Source organism: Kitasatospora indigofera (genome assembly GCF_014655955.1).
GTDB classification, from domain to species: domain Bacteria; phylum Actinomycetota; class Actinomycetes; order Streptomycetales; family Streptomycetaceae; genus Kitasatospora; species Kitasatospora indigofera.
On sequence record NZ_BNBO01000039.1, the window covers coordinates 1 to 26405 of the forward strand.

General features: G+C 71.5%; 19 protein-coding genes. 4 read left to right on the forward strand and 15 right to left on the reverse strand.

The annotated features are described in order from the left end of the window. Positions 1-315 precede the first annotated feature (315 nt). The 9 genes from IE329_RS27125 to eccD all read right to left on the reverse strand — a co-directional run bounded on the left by IE329_RS27125 (position 316) and on the right by eccD (position 11430). Entirely contained in the window at positions 316-2001 is a 1686-nt protein-coding gene (locus tag IE329_RS27125; RefSeq protein ID WP_190213618.1) for a ribonuclease J, read from the reverse strand. Positions 2002-2172: 171 nt separating this feature from the next. Beyond that, the gene (gene dapA / locus IE329_RS27130) at positions 2173-3072 is read right to left on the reverse strand and encodes a 4-hydroxy-tetrahydrodipicolinate synthase (RefSeq protein WP_190213619.1); all 900 of its coding nucleotides are present in this window, start codon (positions 3070-3072) and stop codon (positions 2173-2175) included. Positions 3073-3311: 239 nt separating this feature from the next. Next, positions 3312-4046, reverse strand: coding sequence for an FAD-dependent thymidylate synthase (gene thyX, locus IE329_RS27135; RefSeq protein WP_190213620.1), 735 nt, complete (start codon positions 4044-4046; stop codon positions 3312-3314). Positions 4047-4090: 44 nt separating this feature from the next. After that, complete coding sequence (locus IE329_RS27140) at positions 4091-4552, reverse strand: tetratricopeptide repeat protein (protein ID WP_190213621.1); 462 nt, start codon at positions 4550-4552, stop codon at positions 4091-4093. Between the two features lie 7 nt (positions 4553-4559). Next, positions 4560-5306, reverse strand: coding sequence for a 4-hydroxy-tetrahydrodipicolinate reductase (gene dapB, locus IE329_RS27145; protein WP_190213622.1), 747 nt, complete (start codon positions 5304-5306; stop codon positions 4560-4562). Positions 5307-5371: 65 nt separating this feature from the next. Continuing rightward, positions 5372-6724 carry a M16 family metallopeptidase gene (locus IE329_RS27150; RefSeq protein ID WP_229927791.1) on the reverse strand — a complete coding sequence of 451 codons (1353 nt, stop codon included), beginning with the start codon at positions 6722-6724 and terminating at the stop codon, positions 5372-5374. 95 nt (positions 6725-6819) lie between these two features. Continuing rightward, positions 6820-9033, reverse strand: coding sequence for a polyribonucleotide nucleotidyltransferase (locus tag IE329_RS27155; protein ID WP_190213624.1), 2214 nt, complete (start codon positions 9031-9033; stop codon positions 6820-6822). Positions 9034-9474: 441 nt separating this feature from the next. Continuing rightward, positions 9475-9765 carry a 30S ribosomal protein S15 gene (gene rpsO / locus IE329_RS27160; protein WP_073926540.1) on the reverse strand — a complete coding sequence of 97 codons (291 nt, stop codon included), beginning with the start codon at positions 9763-9765 and terminating at the stop codon, positions 9475-9477. Positions 9766-9969: 204 nt separating this feature from the next. Further along, the gene (gene eccD / locus IE329_RS27165) at positions 9970-11430 is read right to left on the reverse strand and encodes a type VII secretion integral membrane protein EccD (protein ID WP_190213625.1); all 1461 of its coding nucleotides are present in this window, start codon (positions 11428-11430) and stop codon (positions 9970-9972) included. A gap of 508 nt (positions 11431-11938) precedes the next feature. Between eccD and eccCa the strand changes: the two genes are divergently transcribed. Together eccCa and IE329_RS27175 are read left to right on the forward strand one after the other, a co-directional pair. Continuing rightward, a complete protein-coding gene (eccCa, locus tag IE329_RS27170; protein ID WP_190213626.1) occupies positions 11939-15886 on the forward strand; it encodes a type VII secretion protein EccCa in 3948 nt (1315 codons plus the stop codon). 485 nt (positions 15887-16371) lie between these two features. After that, positions 16372-17784 (forward strand): APC family permease, encoded by a 1413-nt coding sequence (locus IE329_RS27175; RefSeq protein ID WP_190213627.1) that lies wholly within the window; start codon positions 16372-16374, stop codon positions 17782-17784. Between the two features lie 135 nt (positions 17785-17919). Here the strand turns inward: IE329_RS27175 and IE329_RS27180 are convergent, their stop codons facing one another. The 6 genes from IE329_RS27180 to IE329_RS27205 form a co-directional block, all read right to left on the reverse strand. Beyond that, positions 17920-19260 (reverse strand): hypothetical protein, encoded by a 1341-nt coding sequence (locus tag IE329_RS27180; RefSeq protein ID WP_190213628.1) that lies wholly within the window; start codon positions 19258-19260, stop codon positions 17920-17922. A 93-nt stretch (positions 19261-19353) separates the two neighbouring features. Then, on the reverse strand, positions 19354-19899 hold the full coding sequence (locus tag IE329_RS27185) for a SigE family RNA polymerase sigma factor (protein WP_190213629.1): 546 nt from the start codon (positions 19897-19899) through the stop codon (positions 19354-19356). Positions 19900-19997: 98 nt separating this feature from the next. Continuing rightward, positions 19998-21266, reverse strand: a complete 1269-nt coding sequence (mycP, locus tag IE329_RS27190; RefSeq protein ID WP_190213630.1) for a type VII secretion-associated serine protease mycosin — start codon at positions 21264-21266, stop codon at positions 19998-20000. Positions 21267-21407: 141 nt separating this feature from the next. Beyond that, entirely contained in the window at positions 21408-21698 is a 291-nt protein-coding gene (locus tag IE329_RS27195) for a WXG100 family type VII secretion target (protein ID WP_190213631.1), read from the reverse strand. Between the two features lie 76 nt (positions 21699-21774). Then, a complete protein-coding gene (locus IE329_RS27200) occupies positions 21775-22083 on the reverse strand; it encodes a WXG100 family type VII secretion target (RefSeq protein ID WP_190213632.1) in 309 nt (102 codons plus the stop codon). 180 nt (positions 22084-22263) lie between these two features. Beyond that, positions 22264-23922: a type VII secretion protein EccB gene (locus tag IE329_RS27205; RefSeq protein WP_190213633.1), complete on the reverse strand. Its 1659-nt coding sequence runs from the start codon at positions 23920-23922 to the stop codon at positions 22264-22266. A 217-nt stretch (positions 23923-24139) separates the two neighbouring features. On the opposite strand from IE329_RS27205, the gene eccE reads away from it, so the two are divergent. Together eccE and IE329_RS27215 are read left to right on the forward strand one after the other, a co-directional pair. Then, complete coding sequence (gene eccE, locus IE329_RS27210; RefSeq protein WP_190213634.1) at positions 24140-25519, forward strand: type VII secretion protein EccE; 1380 nt, start codon at positions 24140-24142, stop codon at positions 25517-25519. Then, entirely contained in the window at positions 25519-26289 is a 771-nt protein-coding gene (locus tag IE329_RS27215) for a hypothetical protein (protein ID WP_190213635.1), read from the forward strand. The genes eccE and IE329_RS27215 overlap by 1 nt, the downstream gene beginning before the upstream one ends. Positions 26290-26405 lie beyond the last annotated feature (116 nt).

Consider the following 26405-nt stretch of genomic DNA (forward strand, 5'->3'; position numbering starts at 1 on the left):
CACTTCCTTCGAGCCACTCTCGTGAACTCTCCGGGCGCTTCGTTCTTTCGTGTTTGAAGCTTATCAGATGTTTTCCGCTCCGTTTTCCGGGGCTTCGTTTATCCGATTTGCTTCGGCCTTTCGGCGCTCCCGAACTCTATCAGAGTTTCTCGGGCTGCTTTTCCCTCTCAAAACCGAACTCGAATCCGAATCCGACATCTACCGGGGAGAAGCGCGCTGCCACTGGGGCAACCCGGAGAACACTACGCTCCGGGCTGCCCCAGGTCAAACCGGGTCCCTGGTCGACCGGGGACCCGGTCGACGCAGGTCAGAGGCTCAGACCTCGACGACGACCGGCACGATCATCGGCCGGCGGCGGTAGTTGTCCGCGACCCACTTGCCGATGACCCGGCGCACCAGCTGCTGGATCTGGCGCACCTCCAGAACACCGTCGTTGGCGGAGCGCGACAGGGCCTCCTGCAGCTTGGCGACGACCGGCACGAAGGCGTTGTCGTCGATGCCGGAGCCGCGGGCCTGGATGGTCGGGCCGCTCACGATCTTGCCGCTGCTGGAGTCCACCACGACGAAGACCGAGATGAAGCCCTCCTCGCCGAGGATCCGGCGGTCCTTGAGCGAGGCCTCGGTGATGTCGCCGACCGAGGAGCCGTCCACGTAGACGTAGCCGGCCTGCACCTTGCCGACGATCTTCGCGACGCCGTTCTCCAGGTCGACGACCACGCCGTCCTCGGCGATGACCGTGCGCTCCTTCGGAACACCGGTCTTGATCCCCAGGTCGGCGCAGGCCCGCAGGTGGCGCCACTCGCCGTGGACCGGCATCAGGTTCTTCGGCTTGCAGATGTTGAAGAAGTACAGCAGCTCGCCGGCGGAGGCGTGGCCCGAGACGTGCACCTTGGCGTTGCCCTTGTGGACGACGTTCGCGCCCCAGCGGGTCAGGCCGTTGATGACCCGGTAGATCGCGGTCTCGTTGCCCGGGATGAGCGAGGAGGCCATGATCACGGTGTCGCCCTCGACGATCCGGATCTGGTGGTCGCGGTTGGCCATCCGGGACAGCGCCGCCATCGGCTCGCCCTGGGAGCCGGTGCAGACCAGCACGACGTCCTTGTCCGGCAGGTCGTCCAGCGTCTTCACGTCGACGATCAGGTTCCCCGGGACCTTCAGGTAGCCGAGGTCGCGGGCGATGCCCATGTTGCGGACCATCGAGCGGCCGACGAAGGCGACCTTGCGCTTGTACTCGTGCGCGGCGTCCAGCACCTGCTGGATGCGGTGCACGTGGCTCGCGAACGAGGCCACGATGATGCGCTTCTCCGCGCTTGCGAAAACGTTTCGCAGGGCGGCCGAGATGTCCCGCTCGTGCGGGATGAAACCGGGGACCTCGGCGTTGGTGGAGTCCACCAGCAGCAGGTCCATGCCCTCCTCCGCCAGCTTGGCGAAGGCCGGCAGGTCGGTGAGGCGGCCGTCCAGTGGCAGCTGGTCCATCTTGAAGTCACCGGTGGCGACGACCATGCCCGCGGGGGTGCGGACGGCGACGGCCAGGGCGTCCGGGATGGAGTGGTTGACGGCGATGAACTCGCAGTCGAAGGGGCCGATGCGCTCGCGCTCGCCCTCCTTGACCTCCAGCACGTACGGGCGGATCCGGTGCTCGGCGAGCTTGGCCTCGATCAGTGCGAGGGTCAGCTTGGAGCCGATCAGCGGGATGTCCGGGTTCTCCCGGAGCAGGTACGGGACGGCGCCGATGTGGTCCTCGTGCCCGTGGGTGAGGACGATGCCGTCGATCTTGTCGAGGCGGTCCCGGATGGAGCTGAAGTCCGGCAGGATCAGGTCCACGCCGGGCTGCTCGTCCTCGGGGAAGAGGACGCCGCAGTCGATGATGAGAAGGCGGCCGCCGAATTCGAGGACCGTCATGTTGCGGCCGATCTCGCCGAGGCCGCCGAGCGGGGTGACGCGGAGGGCGCCCTCCTTCAGTGCGGGGGGCGCGCCGAGTTCAGGGTGCGGGTGGCTCAAAAGACTCTCCTTACACCGCACGCCATATGCCCGGGGTCCTCCCCCTGGAGACATATGGCGTGCGTACTCAGTGTCGGTTTCCTACTAGGCCTTGGTGCTCTCGCGCCGTCATCCGGTTCAGCGGCGGGTCCACGGGGACCCGGCGAGCCGGGGCGCGCACGTCTGCGTCTGCTACAGGTGTACCCCGCCGGCGGCGAGATCCTCCTTCAATTGCTCAATCTCCTCGGGAGTCGCCCCGACCAGCGGCAGCCGCAGCGGGCCGCCCGGCAGCTTCTGGAGCTCCAGCGCGGCCTTGGTGAGGATGACTCCCTGGGTGCGGAACATACCGCTGAAGACGGGCAGCAGGCTCTGGTGGACGGCGGCCGCCTTGGCGGTGTCGCCCGCCGCGAAGGCGTCGATCATGGTCCGCAGCTCGGGGGCGACCAGGTGACCGACCACGCTGACGACGCCGACCGCGCCGACCGAGAGCAGCGGCAGGGTCAGGATGTCGTCGCCGGAGTACCAGGCCAGGTCCGATCGCGCGATCGCCCAGGCGGCGGCGCCCAGGTCGCCCTTGGCGTCCTTGTTCGCGACGATCCGCGGGTGCTCGCCGAGCCGGACCAGCGTCTCGTGGCTGAACGGCACGCCGCTGCGGCCGGGGATGTCGTACAGCATCACGGGCAGCCCGGTGGAGTCCGCGATGTGCACGGTGTGCCGGTAGAGCCCCTCCTGCGGGGGCTTGCTGTAGTACGGCGTGACGACCAGCAGTCCGTGCGCGCCGGCGGCCTCGGCCTGGCGGGCCAGCTCGGCGCTGTGGCGGGTGTCGTTGGTGCCGACGCCGGCGACCACGTGGGCCCGGTCCCCTACCGCCTCCACCACGGCGCGGACCAGCTGGGCCTTGTCGGAGTCACTGGTCGTCGGCGATTCGCCGGTGGTGCCGTTGACGACGAGGCCGTCGTTGCCGGAGTCGACGAGGTGCGCGGCGAGGCGCTGCGCGCCGTCGAGGTCGAGACCGCCGTCGGCGGTGAACGGGGTCACCATCGCGGTCAGGACCCGGCCGAAGGGTGTCTGGGGGGTGGAGGTCGGAGCCATGCGTCCAAAACTACTCGTAGGCGGCGGGGGGGTACCCATGCCGGTCCAGGGTTCGGACAGGTGAGAAGCCGGTACGACGGTCGCCGGCGGGTCCAGGGACCCGGCGGACATGGGATTCCGGTGCTGCATGCTCGGGGGTTCAAGCAGCACCGGAATCCGTGGCTTGAGCCTAGGGAGCGGCTAGAAAAGCCGCAATCCAGACATGGGCCGCAAACCGTCCATATGCCTATCGCCCCAGGTCAGGGGGCGACCCGGCCGTGGGCGTTGAAGGCCGCATGGGTGAGCGGCATGAGCTCGGCCCACTGCGCCTCCATCTGCTCCGCGACCATCTCGATCTCGCGCTGCGGGAAGGACGGCACGGTGGCCCGGTCGTCCTTGGTCCGCAGCGACAGGAAGTGCATCAGCGAGCGCGCGTTGCAGGTCGCGTACATCGAGGAGAACAGGCCGACCGGCAGCACGGCCCGGGCCACCTCGCGGGCGACGCCGGCGGCCAGCATCTCCTGGTAGGCCCGGTACGAGGCCTGGTAGGAGGCGGCCATCTGCTCGACCACGACGGCGTGCTGCTTCTCGGTGCCCTCGACGAACTCGTACTTGCCCGGACGCCCCTGCTGGACGAGCTTGCGCTCCTCGCCCGGCACGTAGAACACCGGCTGCAGCTCGCGGTAGCGGCCGGACTCCTCGTTGTACGACCAGCCGCTGCGGTGCCGGTGGAACTCGCGGAAGACGAAGATCGGCGCGCTGATGAAGAAGGTCATCGAGTTGTGCTCGAAGGGCGTGCCGTGCCGGTCCCGCATCAAGAAGTTGATCAGGCCCTTGGACTTCTCCGGGTCCTTGCGGACCTCCTCCAGGGACTGCTCGCCCGCGGTCGAGACCCGGGCCGCCCAGATGACGTCCGAGTCGGCGGCGGCGCTGCGGACCAGCTCCACCGTGACGTCGCTGCGGAACTGCGGGTCGGTACCCACTTCGTCGCTCACGCGAAGATCTCCTCCAGAGGTAAGGCTTCGTGACGGCCGACAGCCTAGCCCGCGACCGGCGCGGGGCCGGACGCGGCATGCAGGCGGATGGCGTGCTGCATCGTCCTGCGGGCCCTGGGGGTGTCACCGGCGTCCGCGTAGGCCACGGCGAGGCGGAACCACACCCTCCAGTCCCCCGGGGCCGCCTCGGCCTCGTCCTGGCGGCGGGCGAACACCTCGTCGGCCGAGGCGCGGTCGATCCGGCCGCCGGGGGTGCGCCGCAGCTCGTCCACCGGCAGGCCGCCCTCGGCCTCCAGCTCCCGGGCCATCCGCTCGCTGGCCCGGCCGAACCGGACGGTCTGGCGCAGGAACCACACGCCGATCCCGGGGATGACGAAGGCGCAGACGCCCAGGCCGACCCCCAGCGGCTTGCCGGTGGCGATCAGCTGGACGCCCTCGCCGACGCAGATCACCGCGACCAGCAGCAGGACGGCGGACAGGGCGAAGAAACCGGTGCGGGAGGTCATGGGGTGCTCACAGGTCCAGGAAGTTCTCAAGGCCGAAGGTCAGCCCCGGGGTCTCCGTCACCCGGCGCACGCCGAGCAGGATGCCGGGCATGAAGCAGCTGTGGTGCAGCGAGTCGTGACGGATCGTCAGGGTCTCGCCGGTGTCGCCGAACAGCACCTCCTGGTGCGCCAGCAGGCCGCGCAGCCGGACGGCGTGCACCGGCACCCCGTCCACGTCGGCGCCGCGCGCGCCGGGCAGGCCGTGCGTGGTCGGGTCCGACTGCCGGGGCAGGCCGGCCGCGTCCCGGGCGGCGGCGATCAGCTGGGCGGTCCGGGTGGCGGTGCCGGAGGGCGCGTCGGCCTTCCGGTTGTGGTGCAGCTCGACGACCTCGACGGACTCGAAGTACTTGGCCGCCTGCTGGGCGAACTGCATGGTCAGGACGGCGCCGATGGAGAAGTTCGGCGCGATCAGCGTGCCGGTGCCCGGGGAGGCCGCCAGCCAGCCCTCCAGCAGCTCGATCCGCTCCGGGGTCCAGCCGGTGGTGCCGACCACGGTGTGGATGCCGTTGGCGGCGCAGAACTCCAGGTTGCGCATCACCGAGTCGGGGTGGGTCAGTTCGACGGCGACCTCGGCCCCCGCACCGGTCAGCTCGCCCAGGTCGGAGTCCCGGCCGAGGGCGGCGACCAGTTCGAGGTCGGGGGCCGCCTCGACGGCCCTGACCGCCTCCGAGCCGATCCGGCCCCTGGCCCCGATGACGGCGACGCGCAGCGTCATGAGTTCGTCCTTTCCGACGAGCAACGAGCGAGCCGGGCGGAGCGCCCGGTACGAGCGGACTGGTTTCAGGCGAGCAGGTCGGCGAGCTTGTCGGCCCGCTTCGCGGTGATCGGGCCGATCAGCGCCAGCGAGGGCCGGTGCGCGCCCAGCACGTCCCGCGCGACCGCGTGGACGTCGTCCAGGGTGACGGCGGCGATCTTCGCCAGCATGTCGTCCACCGAGAGGTGGTGGCCGTAGCTGAGCTCGGCCTTGCCGATCCGGTTCATCAGCGAGCCGGTGTCCTCCATGCCGAGCACGGTGGAGCCGGAGATCTGGCCGATCGCACGGCGCAGCTCCTCCTCGGTGATGCCCTCCTCGATCACCTTGGCGAGCTCGGCGCGGCAGATCTCCAGCACCTGCTCCACCCGCTTGGGCTGGCAGCCCGCGTAGATGCCGAACAGGCCGCTGTCGGAGTACGAGGAGGAGTAGGAGTACACGGAGTAGGCCAGGCCGCGCTTCTCCCGGACCTCCTGGAAGAGCCGCGAGCTCATGCCGCCGCCGAGCACGGCGTTCAGCACGCCCAGCGCCCAGCGGCGCTCGTCGTGGCGCGGCACGCCGGGCACGCCGAGCACCAGGTGGGCCTGCTCGGTCGGGCGGTTGAGGGTCTCCACCCGGCCGGCCGTACGCAGGGCCTTGACCCCGCGGCGGGCCTCGGTGGGGGCGGCGTCGGACTTGGCCAGGACGGCGGCGAAGGCCTGCTCGACCTGCTTGACGACCTTGCGGTGGTCCAGGTTGCCCGCTGCCGCGACGACCAGGTTCTCGGGCCGGTAGCGGCGCTGGAAGAAGCCGGCGATCTGGTCGCGGGAGAGGTTCTTCACCGTCTCCTGGGTGCCGAGGATCGGGCGGCCGAGCGGGCCGGTGCCGTAGATCACCTTGGCGAAGAGGTCGTGCACGACGTCGCCCGGGTCGTCCTCGGCCATCGCCATCTCCTCAAGGATGACGCCGCGCTCGGCCTCCACGTCCTCGGTGCGGATCAGCGAACCGGTGAGCATGTCGCATACCACGTCTATGGCCAGCGGCAGGTCGGTGTCGAGCACCCGCGCGTAGTAGCAGGTGTTCTCCTTCGCGGTGAAGGCGTTCATCTCGCCGCCGACCGCGTCCAGGGCGGCCGAGATGTCCAGGGCGCTGCGCCGCTCGGTGCCCTTGAAGAGCAGGTGCTCCAGGTAGTGCGTGGCGCCGTTCAGCACCGGGGTCTCGTCCCGGGAGCCGACGCCGACCCAGATGCCGAAGGTCGCGGAGCGCACCGTCGGCAGGGTCTCGGTGACGACCCGCAGGCCGCCCGGGAGGACGGTACGGCGGACGGTGCCGGCTCCGTCGGTGCCCTTCAGCAGGGTGCGGGTGGTGCCGGGGCGCTGCTTCGCAGCCGAGGCCTGGGCCACGAGTGTTCCTCTCAAGCAATGCAATGACAACAGGGTGCGGCCCGCACGCTCCGAGTCCGGAGTGTGCGGGCCGCGGTGGAGCTAGGGGCGGACCGTCACTCGGCCGCCGAGGCCGCGTCAGCGCCCTCTTCGCCCTCGACGACCGGGATCAGCGAGAGCTTGCCGCGCGGGTCGATCTCGGCGATCTCGACCTGGACCTTGGCGCCGACGGCCAGCACGTCCTCGACGTTCTCCACGCGCTTGCCACCGGCGAGCTTGCGGATCTGCGAGATGTGCAGCAGGCCGTCCTTGCCCGGCATGAGCGACACGAACGCGCCGAACGTCGTGGTCTTCACCACGGTGCCCAGGTAGCGCTCGCCGACCTCCGGCATGGTCGGGTTGGCGATCTGGTTGATCGTCGTACGGGCAGCCTCCGCCGAGGGACCGTCGACCGCACCGATGTAGATGGTGCCGTCGTCCTCGATGGTGATGTCCGCGCCGGTGTCCTCCTGGATCTGGTTGATCATCTTGCCCTTGGGGCCGATGACCTCACCGATCTTGTCCACCGGGATCTTGATGGTGATGATGCGCGGCGCGTTCGGCGACATCTCGTCGGGCGCGTCGATGGCCTCGTTCATCACATCGAGGATGTGCAGACGGGCGTCCTTGGCCTGCTTGAGGGCGGCCGCGAGGACGGAGGCCGGGATGCCGTTCAGCTTGGTGTCCAGCTGGAGGGCGGTGATGAAGTTGCGGGTACCGGCGACCTTGAAGTCCATGTCGCCGTACGCGTCCTCGGCACCCAGGATGTCGGTCAGCGCGACGTAGTGCGTCTCACCGTCGATCTCCTGCGAGATGAGGCCCATGGCGATGCCGGCGACGGCGGCCTTCAGCGGCACACCGGCGTTCAGCAGCGACATGGTGGAGGCGCAGACCGAGCCCATCGAGGTGGAGCCGTTGGAGCTCAGCGCCTCGGAGACCTGGCGGATCGCGTAGGGGAACTCCTCGCGGGTCGGCAGCACGGGGATGATCGCCCGCTCCGCCAGCGCGCCGTGGCCGATCTCGCGGCGCTTGGGCGAGCCCACGCGGCCGGTCTCGCCGACCGAGTACGGCGGGAAGTTGTAGTTGTGCATGTAGCGGCGACGCGTCTCCGGGGAGAGCGTGTCGAGCTGCTGCTCCATGCGGAGCATGTTCAGGGTGGTGACGCCCAGGATCTGGGTCTCGCCACGCTCGAACAGGGCCGAGCCGTGCACGCGCGGGATGGCCTCGACCTCGGCGGCCAGCGTACGGATGTCCGTCACGCCGCGGCCGTCGATGCGGACCTTGTCCTTGATGACGCGCTCGCGCACGACCTTCTTGGTCAGCGCGTTGTACGCGGCGCTGATCTCCTTCTCGCGACCCTCGAACTCCGGCAGGAGCTTCTCGGCGGCGATCGCCTTGACGCGGTCCAGCTCGTTGTTGCGCTCCTGCTTGCCCGGGATGGTGAGCGCCTGGGCCAGCTCGTCCTTGACCGCGTTGGTCAGGGCGGCGAACACGTCGTCCTGGTAGTCCAGGAAGACCGGGAACTCGCCGGTGGGCTTGGCGGCCTGGGCGGCCAGCTGGGACTGCGCGGCGCACAGGACCTTGATGAACGGCTTCGCGGCGTCCAGACCGGCGGCGACCACGTCCTCGGTCGGCGCGTCGGCGCCGCCCTCGACGAGCTTGATCGTCTTGTCGGTGGCCTCGGCCTCGACCATCATGATCGCGACGTCGCCGTCCGGCAGCGTGCGGCCGGCCACGACCATGTCGAAGACGGCGTCCTCGAGCTCGCTGTGGGTCGGGAAGGCCACCCACTGGCCCTTGATCAGCGCGACGCGGACGCCACCGATCGGGCCGGAGAACGGCAGGCCCGCCAGCTGGGTGGACGCCGAGGCGGCGTTGATGGCCACCACGTCGTACAGGTGGTCCGGGTTGAGCGCCATCACGGTGACGACGACCTGGATCTCGTTGCGCAGGCCCTTGACGAAGGACGGGCGCAGCGGGCGGTCGATCAGACGGCAGGTGAGGATGGCGTCCTCGGACGGCCGGCCCTCACGACGGAAGAACGAACCGGGGATCCGGCCCGCGGCGTACATCCGCTCCTCGACGTCCACGGTCAGCGGGAAGAAGTCGAAGTGCTCCTTCGGCTGCTTGGACGCGCTGGTGGCCGACAGCACCATGGTGTCGTCGTCGAGGTAGGCCACGGCGGAGCCGGCGGCCTGACGGGCCAGACGGCCGGTCTCGAAGCGGATGGTACGGGTGCCGAAGGAACCGTTGTCGATGACGGCCTCGGCGTAGAACACGTTCTCTTCCACCTGGAAGATCTCCTCTTTCGTACGTCTCCCGGAGAGCGTCCCTGCGCTTGCCTGCCGGTGGCCCTGGGCCCTTCTGCAAGGGCTGGCGGTCGGGCCGGTCTTCGATCGAAGCCTCCGGGGCGCCCCGCTCGGTCTGCGGGGTTTCCGGCGGCCACTACCGAGGACCGGCGACTCTCGGCTGCCAGGCCTTGGTCGGCGGTCGCGGCTGGACGCTCTCCTGGATGCGGGCGGCTTCCGTTTGAAGCCTTCGTCCCGCGTGGGGTTCGGGCTGATGCCCGGGCGGCGCTCCGTTTGCGCCATCACCCGGCATGCCCATAACCCTACGGTGCAATCCTCGGCCACCCGGGGAGGTGGACGCGAGTTGTTATGTGCCGCCCACCACGGGCGGCATACGCGCGAGGGGCGGCTCCCCGGTGTGGGGAGCCGCCCCGAGCGGCGGTCTTAGCGGGCGCCGCCGGCGGCACCGCGACGGATGCCCAGACGGTCGACGAGCGTACGGAAGCGCTCGATGTCCTTCTTGGCCAGGTACTGCAGCAGGCGACGGCGCTGACCGACGAGGATCAGCAGGCCACGACGCGAGTGGTGGTCGTGCTTGTGCAGCTTGAGGTGCTCGGTCAGGTCCGAGATCCGGCGCGAGAGCATGGCGACCTGGACCTCGGGGGAGCCGGTGTCGCCCTCCTTCTGGCCGAACTCGGCGAAGATCTGCTTCTTGACAGCGGCGTCGAGAGCCACAGCAACTCCTTCAAGGTGATCCGAGCGATCCTGGTCTACGGCACAGGATCTTGAAAGGACTCGGTGTCGTACTTCGGGCGCCGCCGCGGTTCACCCGGCCTCGGGCCGGGGCGCACGGCTGCGCTCAATGGCCAAGCGTACCAGTGCCCGCCACCGGCCCCCGGACGGGGTCGGCGGCGGGCACCGGACGGGTCGGCGCGGCGGTCAGCCGGTGGCGCCGCGCACCAGGTTGTAGATGTCGAGCACGGCCAGCGTCAGCGGGACGAGCGCCATCAGGGTCAGGCTGTCGACCAGGTCGAGGATGCGGCCCCAGAACGGCGAGACGCCCAGCCGCGGGACGACCAGCGCGATCGCGGTCAGCACGGCCGCGCCGAACGCGATCGAGGCGCCCAGCCAGATGGTCCGCAGGTCCGCCGAGGTGCTGCCGGGGTGGACCTTCAGCAGGAACAGCGGGGTGTGCAGCGACAGGCCCAGGATCAGCAGCGACAGGCCCAGCAGGCCGGCGATGGTGAGGCTGAAGACCTGCGCGGTGTAGCGGAACAGCCGCGCGCGCAGCATGGTCGCGATGCCGATGGTCAGGGCGAGCAGCTGCGGGAACAGCGCGTCGGTGAAGCCGAGCACGGTGCAGGCGCCGACGATCACCGCGGCGCAGCCGCCGACCAGGCCGACCAGCACCTCGTGGCCGCGGCGGGCCTGCTGCGCGATCCGCTCGTACTGGACGCTCTCGGCGCGCGAGCTCTCCTCGTCGTAGTCGCGGCTGCGGGTGCGGGCCTGGCCGGGGGCGCTGAAGCCGACGGGCAGCCGGGCGAAGCGGGCGGACAGGCCCGGCAGGAAGCCGATCACCGCGACCGCGGCGACGCCGGTGACGGCCGCGATGTGGCTGGCCGCGGTGCCCGGCAGCAGTACCGCGGCGAAGGTGGCGAAGGTGCCGGCAGCCGCCAGGAAGGCGGAGGCGACGAAGATGGAGTCCTTCTCCGGCAGCAGGCCGACGAGCAGGACGGACACCACCAGGACGGCGACGCAGCCGGTCAGGAACTGCAGCCGGCCCGGCCCGTCGCCCAGGGCCGCGACGGCGATGATGCCGCTGCCGCCGATCAGGGCGTGCGGCAGGGCGCCGAGGCCGAGCGCCAGGGCCGCGTCGTGGTCCTGGTAGACCCGGGCGCGGACGGCGGCGAAGGCGGTGAGCACCACGGCGGTCACGCCGGAGAGGATCCCGGCCAGGCCGTGCATGTCGTGCCGCAGGTCGGAGAACCAGAGCGCGAAGCCGAGCAGCGCGAGCAGCACGCCGGCGCCGATCAGGCCGAACGCCCGCATCAGCTCGGGGCTCCAGAACCGGCGGTCGGCCTCGACGGCGGTGGCGATCGCGTCGGCCACGTCGTCGTAGACGGCCGGCGGCAGCGACTCGGCGAACGGACGCAGACTCAGCAGGTCGCCGTCGCGGACCTGCTGGGCGGCCAGCGGCAGGCCGCTGTCGAGCACGGTGCCGTCGCGGCGCACCAGGTGGAACCCGGTCGGGGCGCCGTCCGGCTGGGTCTGCCCGGACAGCCTCAGCACCTCGGGGTAGACGTCCGCGAGCGGGACGTCCTCCGGCAGTGCGACGTCGATCCGGCTGTCCGGTGCCACAACGGTGACCCGGCAGAACCCGGTCGTTGCGTTGGCGCTCACCAGCGCTCCCCCTCGTTGACTGTGCCTCGTTGACTGCCGCCCCTGCGGGCTTCGGTCAGCTTCCCGTGTCGCGCCGGTCCCCGGACCGGCGGAACTGACACGATCCGGCCGAGAGTTGGCGCGGCGTTACCCTACCGCCCGCCCCGCACCCGTCGCGTGGCGGCCCTGCCCGCTCAGGACGGCCCGCCCCGGCGGGCACCGGGCGCCGGGCGGCCGGGGCGGGCCGGTGCCGTTGCGGGGGAAGGGCGTTCACGCCGGACCCGCGCGGGTCGTCCCGCCGGGGCACACGATTCCTCCGCGGTTCGCGCGCATGCCGGGCCGCTCCGGCGGCGGGGGCCCGCCCGGCGGCGGGGTGTCCGTGGGCGACCAGTAGGATCGGCCCCTGCGCAAGGCGACGGGGGTGGGAAGCGCCCCTCCGTGCTGCCTGCGGTCGGCGGAGCGGGGGCGGCGTCATCACACGGGGCGTCCTCACCCGTACGTATCCAGTTGCGTGAGGGCTGATGCTGTTGTGAGCGTTGTGACCGTCAAGCGTCCGGCGAGGGCGTATCCGCCCGCGGTGCCGGACGCGCCGGTGGAGCTGGTTACTCCGCCCGAGCTGCCCAGGATGGGTGGCGAGGACTGGATGATGAACATGCTGCCGCTGCTCGGCATGGGCGGTTCGGCGGCCTTCTTCTTCTCGCCCGGCGCACAGGGCCCGATGAAGATCATGGGCGGGCTGATGATCGCCTCGACCGTCGGGATGGCGGTCGCGCAGATCATCCGCTCCCGCAAGGGTGGCAACTCCGGCACCGCCGACGAGCGCCGGGACTACCTGAAGTACCTGCAGCAGATGCGCCGTCAGGTCCGCCGGACGGCCGACCGCCAGCGCGGCGCGCAGCTGTTCCTGCACCCGGAGCCGGACCAGCTGTGGTCGATCGTGGCCGAGGGCCGGCGGCTGTGGGAGCGCAGGCCGAGCGATCCCGACTTCGCGCAGATCCGGCTGGGCCGGGGGCCCCAGCAGCTGTCGACGCCGCTGGTCGCGCCGCAGACCGCTCCGATGGAGGAGCTGGAGCCGCTGGCGGCGGCCGCGATGCACACCTTCCTGAAGTCCCACGGGACGCTGCAGGACCTGCCGTTGGCCGTCTCGCTGCGGGCGTTCTACCACATCACGGTGTGCGGCGACCCGGACACCGTGTACGGCAACGTCCGGGCGATGATCGCCCAGCTCACCACGCTGCACTCGCCGGAGGACCTGATGGTGGCGGTCGCCGCCGCCCCGGGTGCGCTGGACGAGTGGGAGTGGACCAAGTGGCTGCCGCACACCCAGCACCGCAAGGAGAACGACGGGGCCGGCTCGCGCCGCCTGATCGCCGGCGGCCTGGGCGAGCTGGAGCAGCTGCTGGAGAACGAGCTGTCGGGACGCCAGCGGTTCACCCGCGACGCCACCCCCGGCCCGGACCAGCCGCACATCATCGTGATCATGGACGGTGCGGCCGTGCCGCACGACTCGCTGCTGGCGAGCGCCGAGGGCGTGCACGGCGTCACCATCATCGAGGTCGTCCCCGGTGACCTGGACGAGCCCACCGGCCACCTGGTCGTCACCGTCACGCCGGACGAGCTGCTGCTGCAGTCCGCCTCCGGCGCCTCGTACACCGGCCAGCCGGACGTGCTCTCCTCCTGGCAGTCCGAGGCGCTGGCCCGCCAGCTGGCGCCGTACCGGATCTCGGCCGGCGGCGACGACGAACCGCTGCTGTCCAACCTGGACTTCACCGACCTGATGGGCTCCGGCGACCCGGGCTCCTTCGACGTCTCGCGCACCTGGCGCCCGCGCCCCAGTCACGAGCGGCTGCGGGTGCCGATCGGCGTCGGCGCCAACGGCGAGCTGGTCCACCTGGACATCAAGGAGGCCGCGCTGGAGGGCATGGGCCCGCACGGCCTGTGCGTCGGCGCGACCGGCTCCGGCAAGTCCGAGCTGCTGCGCACCCTGGTGCTGGCGCTGGCGATGACGCACTCCTCGGAGATCCTCAACTTCGTCCTCGCCGACTTCAAGGGTGGTGCGACCTTCGCCGGCATGGCGGACATGCCGCACACCTCGGCCGTGATCACCAACCTGGAGGGCGAGCTCACCCTCGTCGACCGCATGCGGGACGCGATCGAGGGCGAGATGAACCGCCGTCAGGAGCTGCTCCGGTCGGCCGGCAACTACGCCAACCTCAACGAGTACGAGCGGGCCCGGGCCGCCGGCGCCGCGCTCGACCCGCTGCCCTCGCTCGTCCTGATCATCGACGAGTTCTCCGAACTCCTCACCGCCAAGCCGGACTTCATCGAGATGTTCATCCAGATCGGCCGGATCGGCCGGTCCCTGGGTGTGCACCTGCTGCTCGCCTCGCAGCGCCTGGAGGAGGGCAAGCTCCGCGGCCTGGACACCTACCTCTCGTACCGGATCGGCCTGCGGACCTTCTCGGCCGCCGAGTCGCGCGCCGCGATCGGCGTCCCCGACGCCTACCACCTGCCGCCGGTGCCCGGTGTCGGCTACCTGAAGTTCGGCACCGACGTGATGGACCGCTTCAAGGCCGCGTACGTCTCCGGCCCGTACCGCGCCCCCGGGCAGCAGCGGGTCAGCGGCCGGGTGGTCACCGCGCGGCCGGTGCTGTTCACCGCCGCCGAGGTGCCGGTGGTCGAGCCGGTCGTGCAGGAGATCGAGCCGGAGGTCGAGGAGATCGACGACGCTCTGGTCGACACCGTGCTGGACGTGTTCGTGCAGCGGATGCAGGGCCAGGGCCCGGCCGCGCACCAGGTGTGGCTGCCGCCGCTGGACGAGTCCCCCAGCGTGGACGGGCTCGTCCCGCCGCTCCAGGCGACGCCCGAACGCGGCCTGACCTCCCCCGAGTTCGGTGCGCTGGGCCGCCTGGTGGTGCCGGTCGGCATCGTCGACAAGCCGCGTGACCAGCGCCGCGACGTGCTCTACCAGGACTACTCCGGCGCGGCCGGCCACGGTCTGATCGTCGGCGGCCCGCTGTCCGGCAAGTCCACCCTGGTCCGCACCATGGTGGCCGGCTTCGCCGTCACCCACACGCCGGTCGAGACGCAGTTCTACCTGCTGGACTTCGGCGGTGGCGGCTTCCAGGGGCTGCAGGACCTGCCGCACGTCGGCGGGGTCGCCGGCCGGCTGGACGCCGAGAAGGTCCGGCGCATGGTCAGCGAGGTGCACGGGGTGCTGAACCGGCGCGAGGAGCTGTTCCGCGCGACCGGCATCGACTCGATCGGCACCTACCGCACCCGCCGGGCGGCCGGCCAGCTGCCCGACGAGCAGTTCGGCGACGTCTTCCTGGTCATCGACGGCTGGCTCACCTTCAAGCAGGAGTTCGAGCTGCTGGAGCCGGTCATCGGCGACATCGCCCAGCGCGGCCTCGGCTACGGCGTCCACCTGGTGGTCACCGCGGCCCGCTACGCCGAGGTCCGCCCGGCCCTGAAGGACCTGCTGCAGAACCGCACCGAGCTCCGCCTCGGTGACGCGATGGAGTCCGAGGTGGACCGCAAGGTCGCCCAGAACGTCCCCGCCGGGCAGCCCGGACGCGGCATCACCGCGGGCAAGCTGCACTTCCTGGCCGGCCTGCCGCGACTGGACGGCTCGTCCTCCGCGGCGGACCTGCTGGACGGCGTGGCCGGCCTGGTGCAGGCCGTCGGCGCCGCCTGGACCGGCCCGCGAGCGCCGCAGGTCAGGATGCTGCCGACGGTGCTGGACGGGAACTCGCTGCCCAAGGGCTTCGAGCACCCGGAGCGCGGTGTGGCCTTCGGCGTCGACGAGCTGGAGCTGGCCCCGGCCTTCGTCAACTTCGAGACCGACCCGCTGTTCATGGTGTTCGGCGACACCGAGTCGGGCAAGTCCGCGCTGCTGCGGATGCTGATCAAGCAGATCACCGAGCGGTACACCCCGGACCAGGCCGGCATCGTGGTCGGCGACTTCCGCCGGGCGCTGCTGGGCACCGTCCCGCCGGAGTACCTGGTGGAGTACGCGGCGGCCGCCCCCGCGATGACCAGCATCGTGGAGATGCTGCGCGGCGCCTGCTCGCGCCGTCTGCCCGGCCCGGACGTGACCGCCGAGCAGCTGCGCAACCGCAGCTGGTACAGCGGCAAGGACATGTTCGTGATCGTGGACGACTACGAGCTGGTGGCGACCCAGTCGGGCAACCCGATGGCGCCGCTCGCCGAGTTCCTGCCGTTCGCGCGGGACATCGGCCTGCGCGTGATCATCGCCCGCAGCGCGGGCGGTGCCAGCCGCTCGATGTACGAGCCGGTCATGCAGCGGATGAAGGAGCTGGGCGGCCAGGGCATCATCCTCTCCGGCAACAAGGACGAGGGCGCGCTGCTCGGCACCGTCAAGCCGCAGCAGCTGCCGCCGGGCCGCGGCATGTTCGTCTCGCGCCGGATCGCCAGCGGCCAGATGGTCCAGACGGGCTGGCTGCCGTCGGCATGATCCACGGTCCCGGGCCCGCCGTTCGGTGACCCGTAGTGACCATCAGGGCCGGACTCCTTCGGGGGTCCGGCCCTTCGGCGTCCACGGGCCGAAACGTTATGGAGTTTCTTCCGGGCCCGGGCTGCGGTTCCCGCAGGTCCGCGGGGGCGGCCGGAGGCCCAGGCGGCCGCCTGGGTGACCGACCCCCAGCAGGCCAGGAAGCCTTTGAATCAGCCATGCAATACGCCGTTCACCTTTGATTCATCATGGATTTGAGGAAACAAACAAGTCGGACATAGTTGACAATTACGAAGAGTGATCTTGAGATCGGGTGTCTGAGCGCCCTTCGGCAACGGATTCCGAAGCTGATCGGCCGTTGACGCAATCAATACGCACAAGGTTCCATTGCGCCTCGGGAGCGACAGGACCGACAACCCACGAGACCCAGTCAGCGGAGGCGATACCGCTCCCCTCCCCAGGACCGCACAGAGCCGATCGGAAGCCCCATGACCGACACGCTTCGCCCGCCACTCGCCGTAGCCGCCGACCCGGCGCCCGACGGCAGCGGCACCCACCCCCAGAAGCTCAAGCGCTCGATCGGCGTGGTGGGTGGCACACTGCTCACGCTGTCCTGCGTGACCCCGGCCTCGACGCTCTTCGTCATCGTCCCGGACCTCTTCTCCAGCATCGGCAGTGCGACCGCCCTCGCCATCGCCATCGGCTCGGTCCTCTGCATCGCCGTGGCGTTCTGCTACTCTGAGCTCGGCACGCTGATCCCCAGCGCCGGCGGCGAGTACGCGATGGTCGGCACCCTCGCCGGGCGGCTGGCCGGCTGGCTGGTCTTCGTCCTGTCCCTGATCGTGGTGATGATCGTCCCCTCGGTCATCGCCCTCGGCACCGCCGACTACCTGGCCCCGATCGTCCACGTCAGCGCGCCCGTCGCCGGCGCCGCGGTGATGCTCGCCGCCACCCTGGCCGGCCTGCTGGACCTGCGTGCCAACGCCTGGATCACCGGCATCTTCCTCGTCCTGGAGGTCATCGCCGCCGGTGTGGTCTCGGTGCTCGGCTTCAGCCACGCGAACGCCGGCGCCCCCAGCCTGGTGCACGGCGTGGTGGCCGGTGACGGCGGCGTCGCCACCACCGTCAGCATGGGCGCCATCGTCGGCGCCATCGGCATCGCGCTCTTCATCACCCAGGGCTTCAGCACCGCCGTGTACCTCTCCGAGGAGCTGGAGAACCCGCGCCGCAACGTCTCGCGCACCGTGCTGTGGACGCTCGCCATCTCGACCGCCGTCATCCTGGTGCCGGTCGCCGCCATCACCGTGGGCGCCCCCGACCTGCAGACCCTGACCGACGGCGACATCTCCGGCCTGGTCACCACCTGGAGCAACTCCGCGGTCGGCACCTTCATCAGCCTCTGCGTCGCGCTCGCCATCATCAACGCCGGCATCGTGATGGTGATCCAGAACTCCCGGGTGCTGTTCGCCTCGGCCCGCGACAAGGCCTGGCCCGAGCCGGTCAACAAGGCCTTCTCCACCCTGGGCCGGTTCGGCTCCCCCTGGGTCGCCACCCTGGCGGTCGGCCTGCCCGGCGCGGCCCTGTGCTTCGTCAAGGCGGAGATGCTCACCGAGATCACCGGCGTCGCCGTCACCGGGATGTACCTGCTGGTCGCGGTCGCCACGCTGTTCTCCCGCCGCGGCGCCCACCGGCACGCCTCCGCCTGGCGGATGCCGCTCTGGCCGGCCGCGCCGGTCCTGCTGATCCTGGTGCTGCTCGGCATCATGACCCAGCTCGGCGTCCAGCCGCTGCTCTGGACCGGCGGCATCACCGCGGCGGCCACCCTCTACTGGCTGTTCTACCTGCGCCCCCGCCAGGACACCCACTGGGTGATCACCCTGCCCGAGGACGAGCAGGCCTGACCCTCGCGGCCCGGATGCGTCGGTGCCCCGGACTTCCGCCGAGTCCGGGGCACCGGCACGTCCGCCCCCGGTGCGCGGCGCACCGGGGGCGGACGGCCGTCATCCGGCCCGCCGGACGGATGACGAGGTCGGCGGCTACTTCTTGAGCACCCACAGCGGGCTGGTGGCGATCGCCTCCAGCTGGGCCTCGGTCAGCGCCGGCGCGGTACGGACCGAGGGCTGCTTGGGGCCGCCGGCGGTGTACGCGCCGACCACCACCCGCATGCCGTCCGGACGCAGGCTGTCGACCGTCCACACGGCGGCCTTGTCGGCCCCCTTCTCGAAGACGACCTTGGTGCCGTCCGGCAGCGTCCTCGCCTTGGCGAAGACCTGCTCGACCACATCGCCGTCCTTCGCCGTGCCCTGCTGGTGCTCCTTGAGCGCCCGGCTCCAGTCCTGGACGTTGAGCTCCACCATGCTCTTGCCCTTGCCGTCGTTCAGCACGAAGTTGGCGTAGCCCGGCTGGCCACCGGTCTCGGACTCGGTGAGCCCGGCCGGCAGCAGCCCGGCGGTGATCGCCAGGATCTCCTCGGCGGAGTACTCCTTGCCGGTGGCCGGCGACTGCGGCTTGGGCGTCGGCAGGGCCTGCACCACCGCGTCCCAGGACTTGTCCGTCACCAGGGCGCCGAGCTGCGCGGGGGTCAGCGGCGGGGCCGGGCGGGTGATGGGCGCGTCCTTCTCCTTCGCCGCGTTCCACTCCTGCACCTGGACGAGCCGGCCGTCCTGGCCGGCCAGCGTGGCGGACCACGCCTTGGTGTCGACCCGGCGGTCCGGGTACTCGTACCCCTGCAGCACCATCAGCGTGGAGCCGTCCGCGAGCAGCGTGCTGGTGCAGACGACACCGGCCGGCTGGAACTTGGGGTCGGGGCACTTCACCTGGTCCAGGAGCGACGCGTCACCCGGCGCCTGGCGCTGGACCCCGACCTGGATCGCGGCCTGGCCGTGGCCGTCGTCGAACACCACGCTCGCGTACGGCGCACCGGGCGGCTGGTTCCCGGTGCCCGCGCTGCCCCTGCTGCCGGCCACCGTCACCGTGCCCGGCGGCAGCAGCGCCTTCAGCAGGCCGGCCATCTGCTCGCCGGTGACCGCGGCCGCCGGGGCGGCGGCCGCCGACTGGACGGGCGTGCCCGGCGCGCCGGCGTCCGGGGCGCCGGTACCGGACGCGGGCGCCCCCGAGCCGTCCGCCGCCGCGACCGTCACCGGCTGCCCGCCGTCGCCCCGCGGGCCGCCGGCCCCGGCCAGGTACACCCCGCCGGTGGCGACCAGCGCCAGCGCCGTCACGCCCCCGGCGACCGCGGCCGCCGAGCCGCGGCGCCAGCGACGGCGTCCGCGCCGCAGGCCGCCGGAGAGCAGGGCGGTCCCCTCCGCCTGGAAGGCGTCGCCCGTACGGGAGATGGCGTAGATGAGGTCGTCTTCGAACTTTTCGTCCGTGGACATGCGTGATCACCGTTTCCGTGGTCGCAGAAGGGGGTCGCAGAAGAGTCGCAGAAGGTGCGGGGCACGACGGGCGCGGCGGCCGCCGCGGCCGGGTCAGCGGGCGGCGAGCTCCGCGAGCGAATCGCCGAGCAGCGTCCGCAGCCGGGCCAGCGCCCGGCTGCTGCGGGTACGGACCGCGCCGGCGCTGGAGCGCATCACCTCGGCCGTCTCCTCGACGCTGCGGTCCTCCCAGTAGCGCAGCACCAGCACCGCCCGGTCCCGGGCCGGCATCCGGCCCAGCGCGTCGAGCAGGGTCAGGCGCAGCGTGCTGTCGGACTCGTGGCCGGCGGGTTCGGGCACGTCCCCGGTGGGGCGCTCGGTGCTGGAGCGGCGGCGCTGCTGGGCGAGGAAGGTGCGCACCATCACCGTGTGCGCGTACGCCCCCGGGTTGTCGATCGCGGCGGACCGGCCGGACCGCCAGGCGGAGCGGCGCCAGAGCACGTACATCCGGCCCAGGGTCTCCTGGACGAGATCCTCGGCGAGATGGGTGTCGCCGCTGGTGAGCAGACAGGCCGATCGGTAGAGGTGCCCCGCCCGCCCGGAGACGAGTTCCAGGAACTCCCCGTCCTTGGCGTCCCTCGCTGCACCGGCCCCACCCATCCGCCAACCCCCCGTTGCCGCCCGCTCGTTCTCCCTCACTACTGGATAGATGCGGTGAGCGTGCCGGGACGTTACACCGGCCCGGCAGGGTGGGCGGGTCAGGCCCGGGCGCGCCTGCGGTGGTCGCGGACCACGACCGCGCCGCCGCCGAGCAGGGCCACCAGCAGGGCGCCGACGCCCAGGACGTAGGTGGCGGTGCGGGCGTCGCGGTCGGCCTGGGTCTCGGCGAGGCCGACCGGCATCGGCACGACCGCCCCGGCCGACAGCGCGCGGGGGGTGTCGGGCACGGCCGCTTCGGCGGGCGGCGCGGTGCTGGTGACGGCCTTCACCGGGTCGACCACGCCCCAGCCGATGAACCGGTTCTGCGCGTGCTCGGTGCGCTGGGCGGTCTGCTCGATCCGGGCCCGGATCTGCGCGGGCGTCCAGTCGGGGTGCGCGCCCACCAGCAGGGCCGCCACGCCCGCCACGTAGGGGGCGGCGAAGCTGGTGCCGTTGTCCACGCACTGGCCCTGCTTGGGGACCGTGGAGAGCATGTCGACGCCGGGGGCCGCCACGTCGACGAAGTCGCCGTACTGGGAGAAGTCCGCCCGCTCGTTGTTGCGGTTGGAGGCGCCGACCGCCAGCACCGTCGGGTAGGCCGCCGGGTAGGTCGGGCCCTCGCGGCCGTCGTTGCCGGAGGAGGCCACCACCACGACCTTCTTGGACTCGGCGTAGTCGACGGCGTCCTTCAGCGTGTCGTAGCCCGGGAACCGGCCGCTGTCGTCGCTGCTGCGGACGTCCTGGGAGATGTTGATGACCCGGGCGCCCTGGTCGACCGCCGACCGGATCGCCGTGACCAGGGTGCCGACGTCGCCGTTGCCCTCGCTGTCGTTCTGCCGGATGGCCAGGATGGTGGCGCCCTTGGCGAGCCCGACGAAGCCGGTGGCGTCCCGCTTGGCGGCGGCGATGATGCCGGCCACCTTGGTGCCGTGGCCCACCAGGTCGGTCTTGCCGTCGCCGGGGACGACGTTCTTGTCCTTGTCCTTGAGCAGCGACCCGCCGTCCCTGACCTTGCCGGCCAGCTGCGGGTTGCCGTCGTCCACCCCGGTGTCGATCACCGCGACGGTCACGCCGGCGCCGGTCACCTTGTCGTCCTGCCAGAGCTGGTCGAGCAGCACCCGCTGCAGGGACCACGGAGTGACCGGGACGTCCTTGGCGGGGCTCGGGCAGTCGCCGGCCGCGGCGATGCCGATCGGGGACCAGGTCGTACCCGGTTCGCCCGGCGCGGCGTACGCGGGGGTCGCGGCGATGCTGCCGGCCACCACGAGCGAAGCCGCCAACGCGGCTGCCTTCCGGTACGTACCCACCGACACCGTGCCACCCCTCATATGTCCACCCGTGGTCGTGATCGGGAGCGGTCCGGCCGGGCCGGACGGCGCGGCTCCCGTGCGCGCGAGGGGCGGGCGCCCTCTCGGACGCCCGCCCCGTACCGCGGAGTTGAGCTCACCCCTCGCGGGGTGAACGCAAGGTCAGCTCCAGATGGTCGAGTTCTTCTGCTCGGTCTCCTGGTAGCTGGACGCCGCCTGGTCGAGCGAGGAGCCGATCTGGGTCAGCACCTGCTGCAGGTCGGCGGCCTTGTCGTCCCACTTCTTCTGGTGGGCCTGGTAGCCCTGCTGGGCGGCACCCTCCCAGGAGGCGGCGATCTTGGTGACGCCGGCCTTCAGCTCGTCGAGCTGGGACTGGATACGGGCCGCGGTGGCCCGGACCTCGGCGCCGGCGCCCGAGATGGTGGCGAAATTGACGAGAATCTGCCCGGACATGCTGTCTCCCTGTCGAAGATCGGTTTCGGCCCCCGAGGACCGATGAACGAGTGACGCGGTGGCCTCGGCTACCGGATCAGATCTGGCCGGCGACCTGGCCGAGCGCGGACTGCTGCGCGGCCTCGGTCGCGGCGTAGGCCTTGGTGGTGAGCTCGATCGCGTTCTGGATCGCGCGCAGCGCCTCGTTCAGCCCCTTCGCGTCCTCGTTGAAGCGGTTCTGAAGGTTCTGGTAGGCCGTCGCGGCCTGGCCCTGCCAGCCCGAGGCGATCTGCGACACGATGCCGTCGAGCTTCTTCAGCTCGCCCTGCACCTGGTCGCTGACCTCGCCCATGTGCTTGGCGAAAGCATCCATCTCTTCAGCGGTCGTCCTGAACTGACCAGCCATGATCTACCGTCCCCCATGAGACAGACATTGTGTCCGGGTGTCCTTGCACGGCCCACCCGTCGGCACCACCCGTGCGGTGCCTTCCTGCACTTTAGTAGGCGTCAGCGCGAGGCCCAACACCGGGATCCCGGAAGTTACCAGACCATGACAGTGGTGCCAGGCCTGTTACCTGAGCACATGTCAGGCGTCCTGCTCCTGGGACGCCGCCTCCTCGCTCAGGGCGGGGCCGCTCGGCACCAGGTCGGACCACTCCCGCGGCACCAGCGCGGGCTGGAGCTCGTTGTAGCCCAGCCTGGCCTGCGCGTTGCCCGACTCCTGCGGGGCGGCCTGCTCCGCGGGCTGCTCGGCGGCGGCCGGCGCGGAGGGCTGGCCAGGCTGCGGGGTGGCCGGCTTCTTGCGGCCGCCGTCACCGTTGGCCTGCACCGGGTAGCGCAGCCCGGTCTCGGTGATCAGGTAGCTGTTGCCGGAGCCGCCCACCTCGTTGTCGAGCGCCCGGTAGAACAGGCCGAACCCGGCGGTCACCCGGGCCGAGGCGGTGATGCCGGTGTACTTCCCGGGGTACTCCGTGCCGGCCCAGACACTGCGCCGGGGCGTCTTGCCGTCCTCCCCGACACCCTCGAAGGTGCTGCAGACGACCTCCTTGCGGTCCTTGGCGGCGGTCCAGTTGTTCACCGGCTCGCCCGCCTTGGCCGGCCAGTCGTCGGGCAGCTTGAGCTTGTTGTCCGTCAACGAGCCCTGGCCGAAGTCCGACTGCTCCTGCGGGGTCAGCTCGTCGATCCTCGGGTGCGGGTCCTTGTCCTGGCTGTACAGGCCCTGCAGGGCCGGGTTGCGCAGCAGCAGCATGCTCTGGAACTGGGTGACCGGGAACAGCTCGTTCTCGCCGACGACGTAGTACTTCTCGCCGTACTTGACCAGCCGGCCGATCTTCCGGTCCTCGGCGGACACCAGCTGGATCTTGGAGTTGGCCGTCTTGACCGCCGGGTTCATCCCGGGCACCTGCGGGAAGCTGATCGCCATCCCGCGCTGCAGGGTGGCCAGCCACTCCTTCTTCACCCGCTGGGGGACGGCGCTCTCCCCGAAGATCGCGGTGACCAGCGCCTTCTTCTCCTGGTCGGAGGTCTGGGTGCCGCCGATCGCGTGCTTGCGGCCCTGCGAGTCGACCAGGTAGAGCTCCAGCCTGCTCTGCGTGGTCGGGGCGCCCTGCTGGCCGTTGACCTGCGCCTCGTCCATCTCCTGGACGAGCAGCGACTGGTTGATGTCCAGGACCTTGTCCTTGGCCGCCAGGTCCTTGGCGTCCGCGCCGCCCGCGACGAAGACCGCCTGGTTGACCGTCTCGTGCTTGTCGTCCGAGCCGGGCCGGTCGCACACCGACCACTTCATCGACTGGCCGGCCACCGCCTTGCTCGGCAGCTTGTCCGGCGCGTACGGGATGCCGATGGTCGCCCCGTGGTTGGGGTAGGCGTCGAGCACCTTGTCCGCGACCACCACCACCTTGGCGTCCGCCGGCACCACCAGCCGGGCCGACGACATGTTCAGCACCTGGTGCAGCCGCTTGGTCTTCTTGTCGTCGTCGAGCAGCACCACGTACCGGGTGTACGACGTCTTGCCCTGGATGATGTTCTTGGTGTTGTCCCAGTTCAGCGGCGCACTGGGCTTGAACGCCCCCCAGAGGCCGAAGCCGCCCACGATCAGCGTCCCGACGATGACGCTGGGCAGCACCGCCTTGACCGGCCGCGGGGCGTCCTCGTCGTTGCCGCCGCCGCCCGGCAGCAGGAAGGCCCCGACCGTGCGCTTGCGGGCGAAGGTGTAGGCGTTCAGCTCGTCCCGGCGTGATGCCATTGCTCGTCGTCTCCCCTGTATGACCGACATCTGCTGTGTGACCTGCAGTCATGGCGCGTCGTCCGTCGGCCGGACGGTCCGCGAGTCTGCCACCCGCCGGACGAGGGCCACAGCAAACCCTCTACGATGCGGCAGCAGACGGTGAGTACGGTACGGGTACGGTTCGCGAACCAGCCAACCGGGCCGCGATATCTGATCAGAGAGGGTCATCCGGGGGATGCCAAGCCAGACCGCTCCAGGGCGACGCAGTACATCGCAGAGCCGGGACGGGAGCCGCGCGAGCCGGCGGGGCCGCCCCGCACAGGCCGCGCCGGGCACCCCGGCCTCGGCGGTTCCGGTCCGGGTCCACCCGCGGCCCGGGCTGCTCGGCAGCCGGCTGAGGCTGCAGCAACTCGTCCTGATCGAGGTGGCGGTGGCGCTGGTCGCCGTCGGCTGGACGATCGGCAAGGCCGCTGCAGGCGCGTTCGCGGTGGTCGCCGCCGCGCTGGTGGTGATCGCCCTGATCCCGCTGCGCGGACGCACCATCCCCGAGGCGCTGCGGGTCCGTTCCGCGCTGAAGGCCCGTCGGAAGAAGGCCGCGGGGAACATCCCGCCGGCCGGCACCGACCCGGCCCTGGCGCCGGCCCTGGAGCTCGAACCGGCCCTGCGCACCTGCACCCACGCCACCGAGGCCGACTTCGGCGGCCGGCCCGTCCGCCGGGAGACCGGCATGGTCGGCGACGGCACCTTCCTCAGCTCGGTCCTGCTCGTCCAGGCGAAGGACCAGCCGCTGCGCCCGGTGCGCACCGCGCTGCCGCTGCCGCTGGACGTGATCTGCTCGGCCCTCCAGGTGGACGACATCGCCCTGGAGTCGGTGCAGTTGGTGCAGCACACCCAGCCCGCGCCGGCCCCGCACCTGCCGGACCAGTCGCTCGCGGCCCGCGCCTACCAGCAGCTGCCGGACGGCATCGCCACCCCGGGCCTGCGGCTCACCTGGGTCGCCCTCAAGCTCAACCCGGAGCAGGCCGCCACCGCCGTCCTGGCCCGCGGCGGCGGCGAGGAGGGCGCCCGCAAGGCCCTGCAGCGCGTCACCGACCAGCTGGCCGGCCGGCTCAACGGCGCCGGCTTCACCGCGACCGCACTGGACGAGCGCGAGCTGATCGCCGCCCTGGCCATCTCCACCTGCGCCAACCCGATCGCCGTGGCGGGCCGTCAGGGCACCGGCGGTGGCGGCGCGAACGCCCGCCGCACCCAGGAGAGCGCCAAGTTCTGGCGGATCGACGACCGCTGGCACAGCACCTACTGGATCTCGAAGTGGCCGCAGCTCAGCCGCCCGGGCGGGGCGCCCGGCCGGATCGCGGCCCCCGACCTGGTCAACCTGGTCACCGGCACCCCCGCGCTGGCCAGCACCTTCAGCCTGACGGCCGGCCGCGGCACCGGCGGCTCGGTGGCGATCAGCGGGCACGTCCGGGTGACCGGGCGCAGCGAGAGCGAGGTCGCCCAGGTCGGGCGGCTGGTGGAGGCCCGGGCCCAGAGCGCCGGCCTCGGCCTGAACCGGCTCGACCTGGAGCAGGCCCCCGGCCTGCTCGCCACGCTGCCCCTGGGAGGGACTTCCTGATGGCGTACCAGACCTACCCCACCGCTCCCGCCCCGGCCCCCGGCACCGAGCAGACCCGGACCCGGACGCGGATCCTGCCCGGCTTCGGCCTGCGCGGGCCCAAGCGCGAGAAGCACGTCCTCAACCCCGAGGACCTCGGCGCGATGGCCTTCCCGGTCGGCGACGACGGCGTGGTGATCGGCGTCGACCCGCAGCAGCAGCCCGCCGTGCTGGGCCTGTTCCGGCCCACCGCCTACGACCTGGTGCTGGTCGGCGGCGTCTGGACGGCCCAGATCATCGCGCTGCGGGCGGCCGCCACCGGCGCCCGGATCGCCGTCGAGACCGCCCGCCCGCAGCTGTGGGCCCCGATGGCGCAGGCGGCGGGCGGCGGCCAGCCGTGCGTGACCGTGCACCAGGTGGGCCGGCTCGGGCCGCAGGGCGCCTCGGTCGCCTCGCCGGTGCTGGTGGTCCGGGACCTCGGTGCCCGGCCACCGCGCAGCCGGCTCTCGGCCGCGCCCTGGCAGACCACCCTGACCCTGCTGCCGTACCTCGGGCCGAACGCCGCGCGGGTGCTGAACGCCGCCGACCTGGTCGGCCTGCAGCGGATCTCCCCTCAGGAGGCCGAACTGGTCGGCCGGGTGCTGTCGCTCGGTGACCAGGACGTGGCCTCGCTGCCCACGCTGGGTGAGGACATCACGCTGTGGGCGACCCGGATGCGGCGCCAGTACGTCCGGACCGTCGCCGGCCAGGCCGAGACCCAGGTGCTGGGCGCCCCGCGCCGGATGGACTGACCCGGGCGGGGAGGGCGGCGCGGGCCGGAGCCCCGGGAGTCACCCGGTGGAGGGCGTTCCCCGGACAAGATGAGACACCGCCTTCAGCGCGGGCCGATTCACGTCCTAATCTTGAT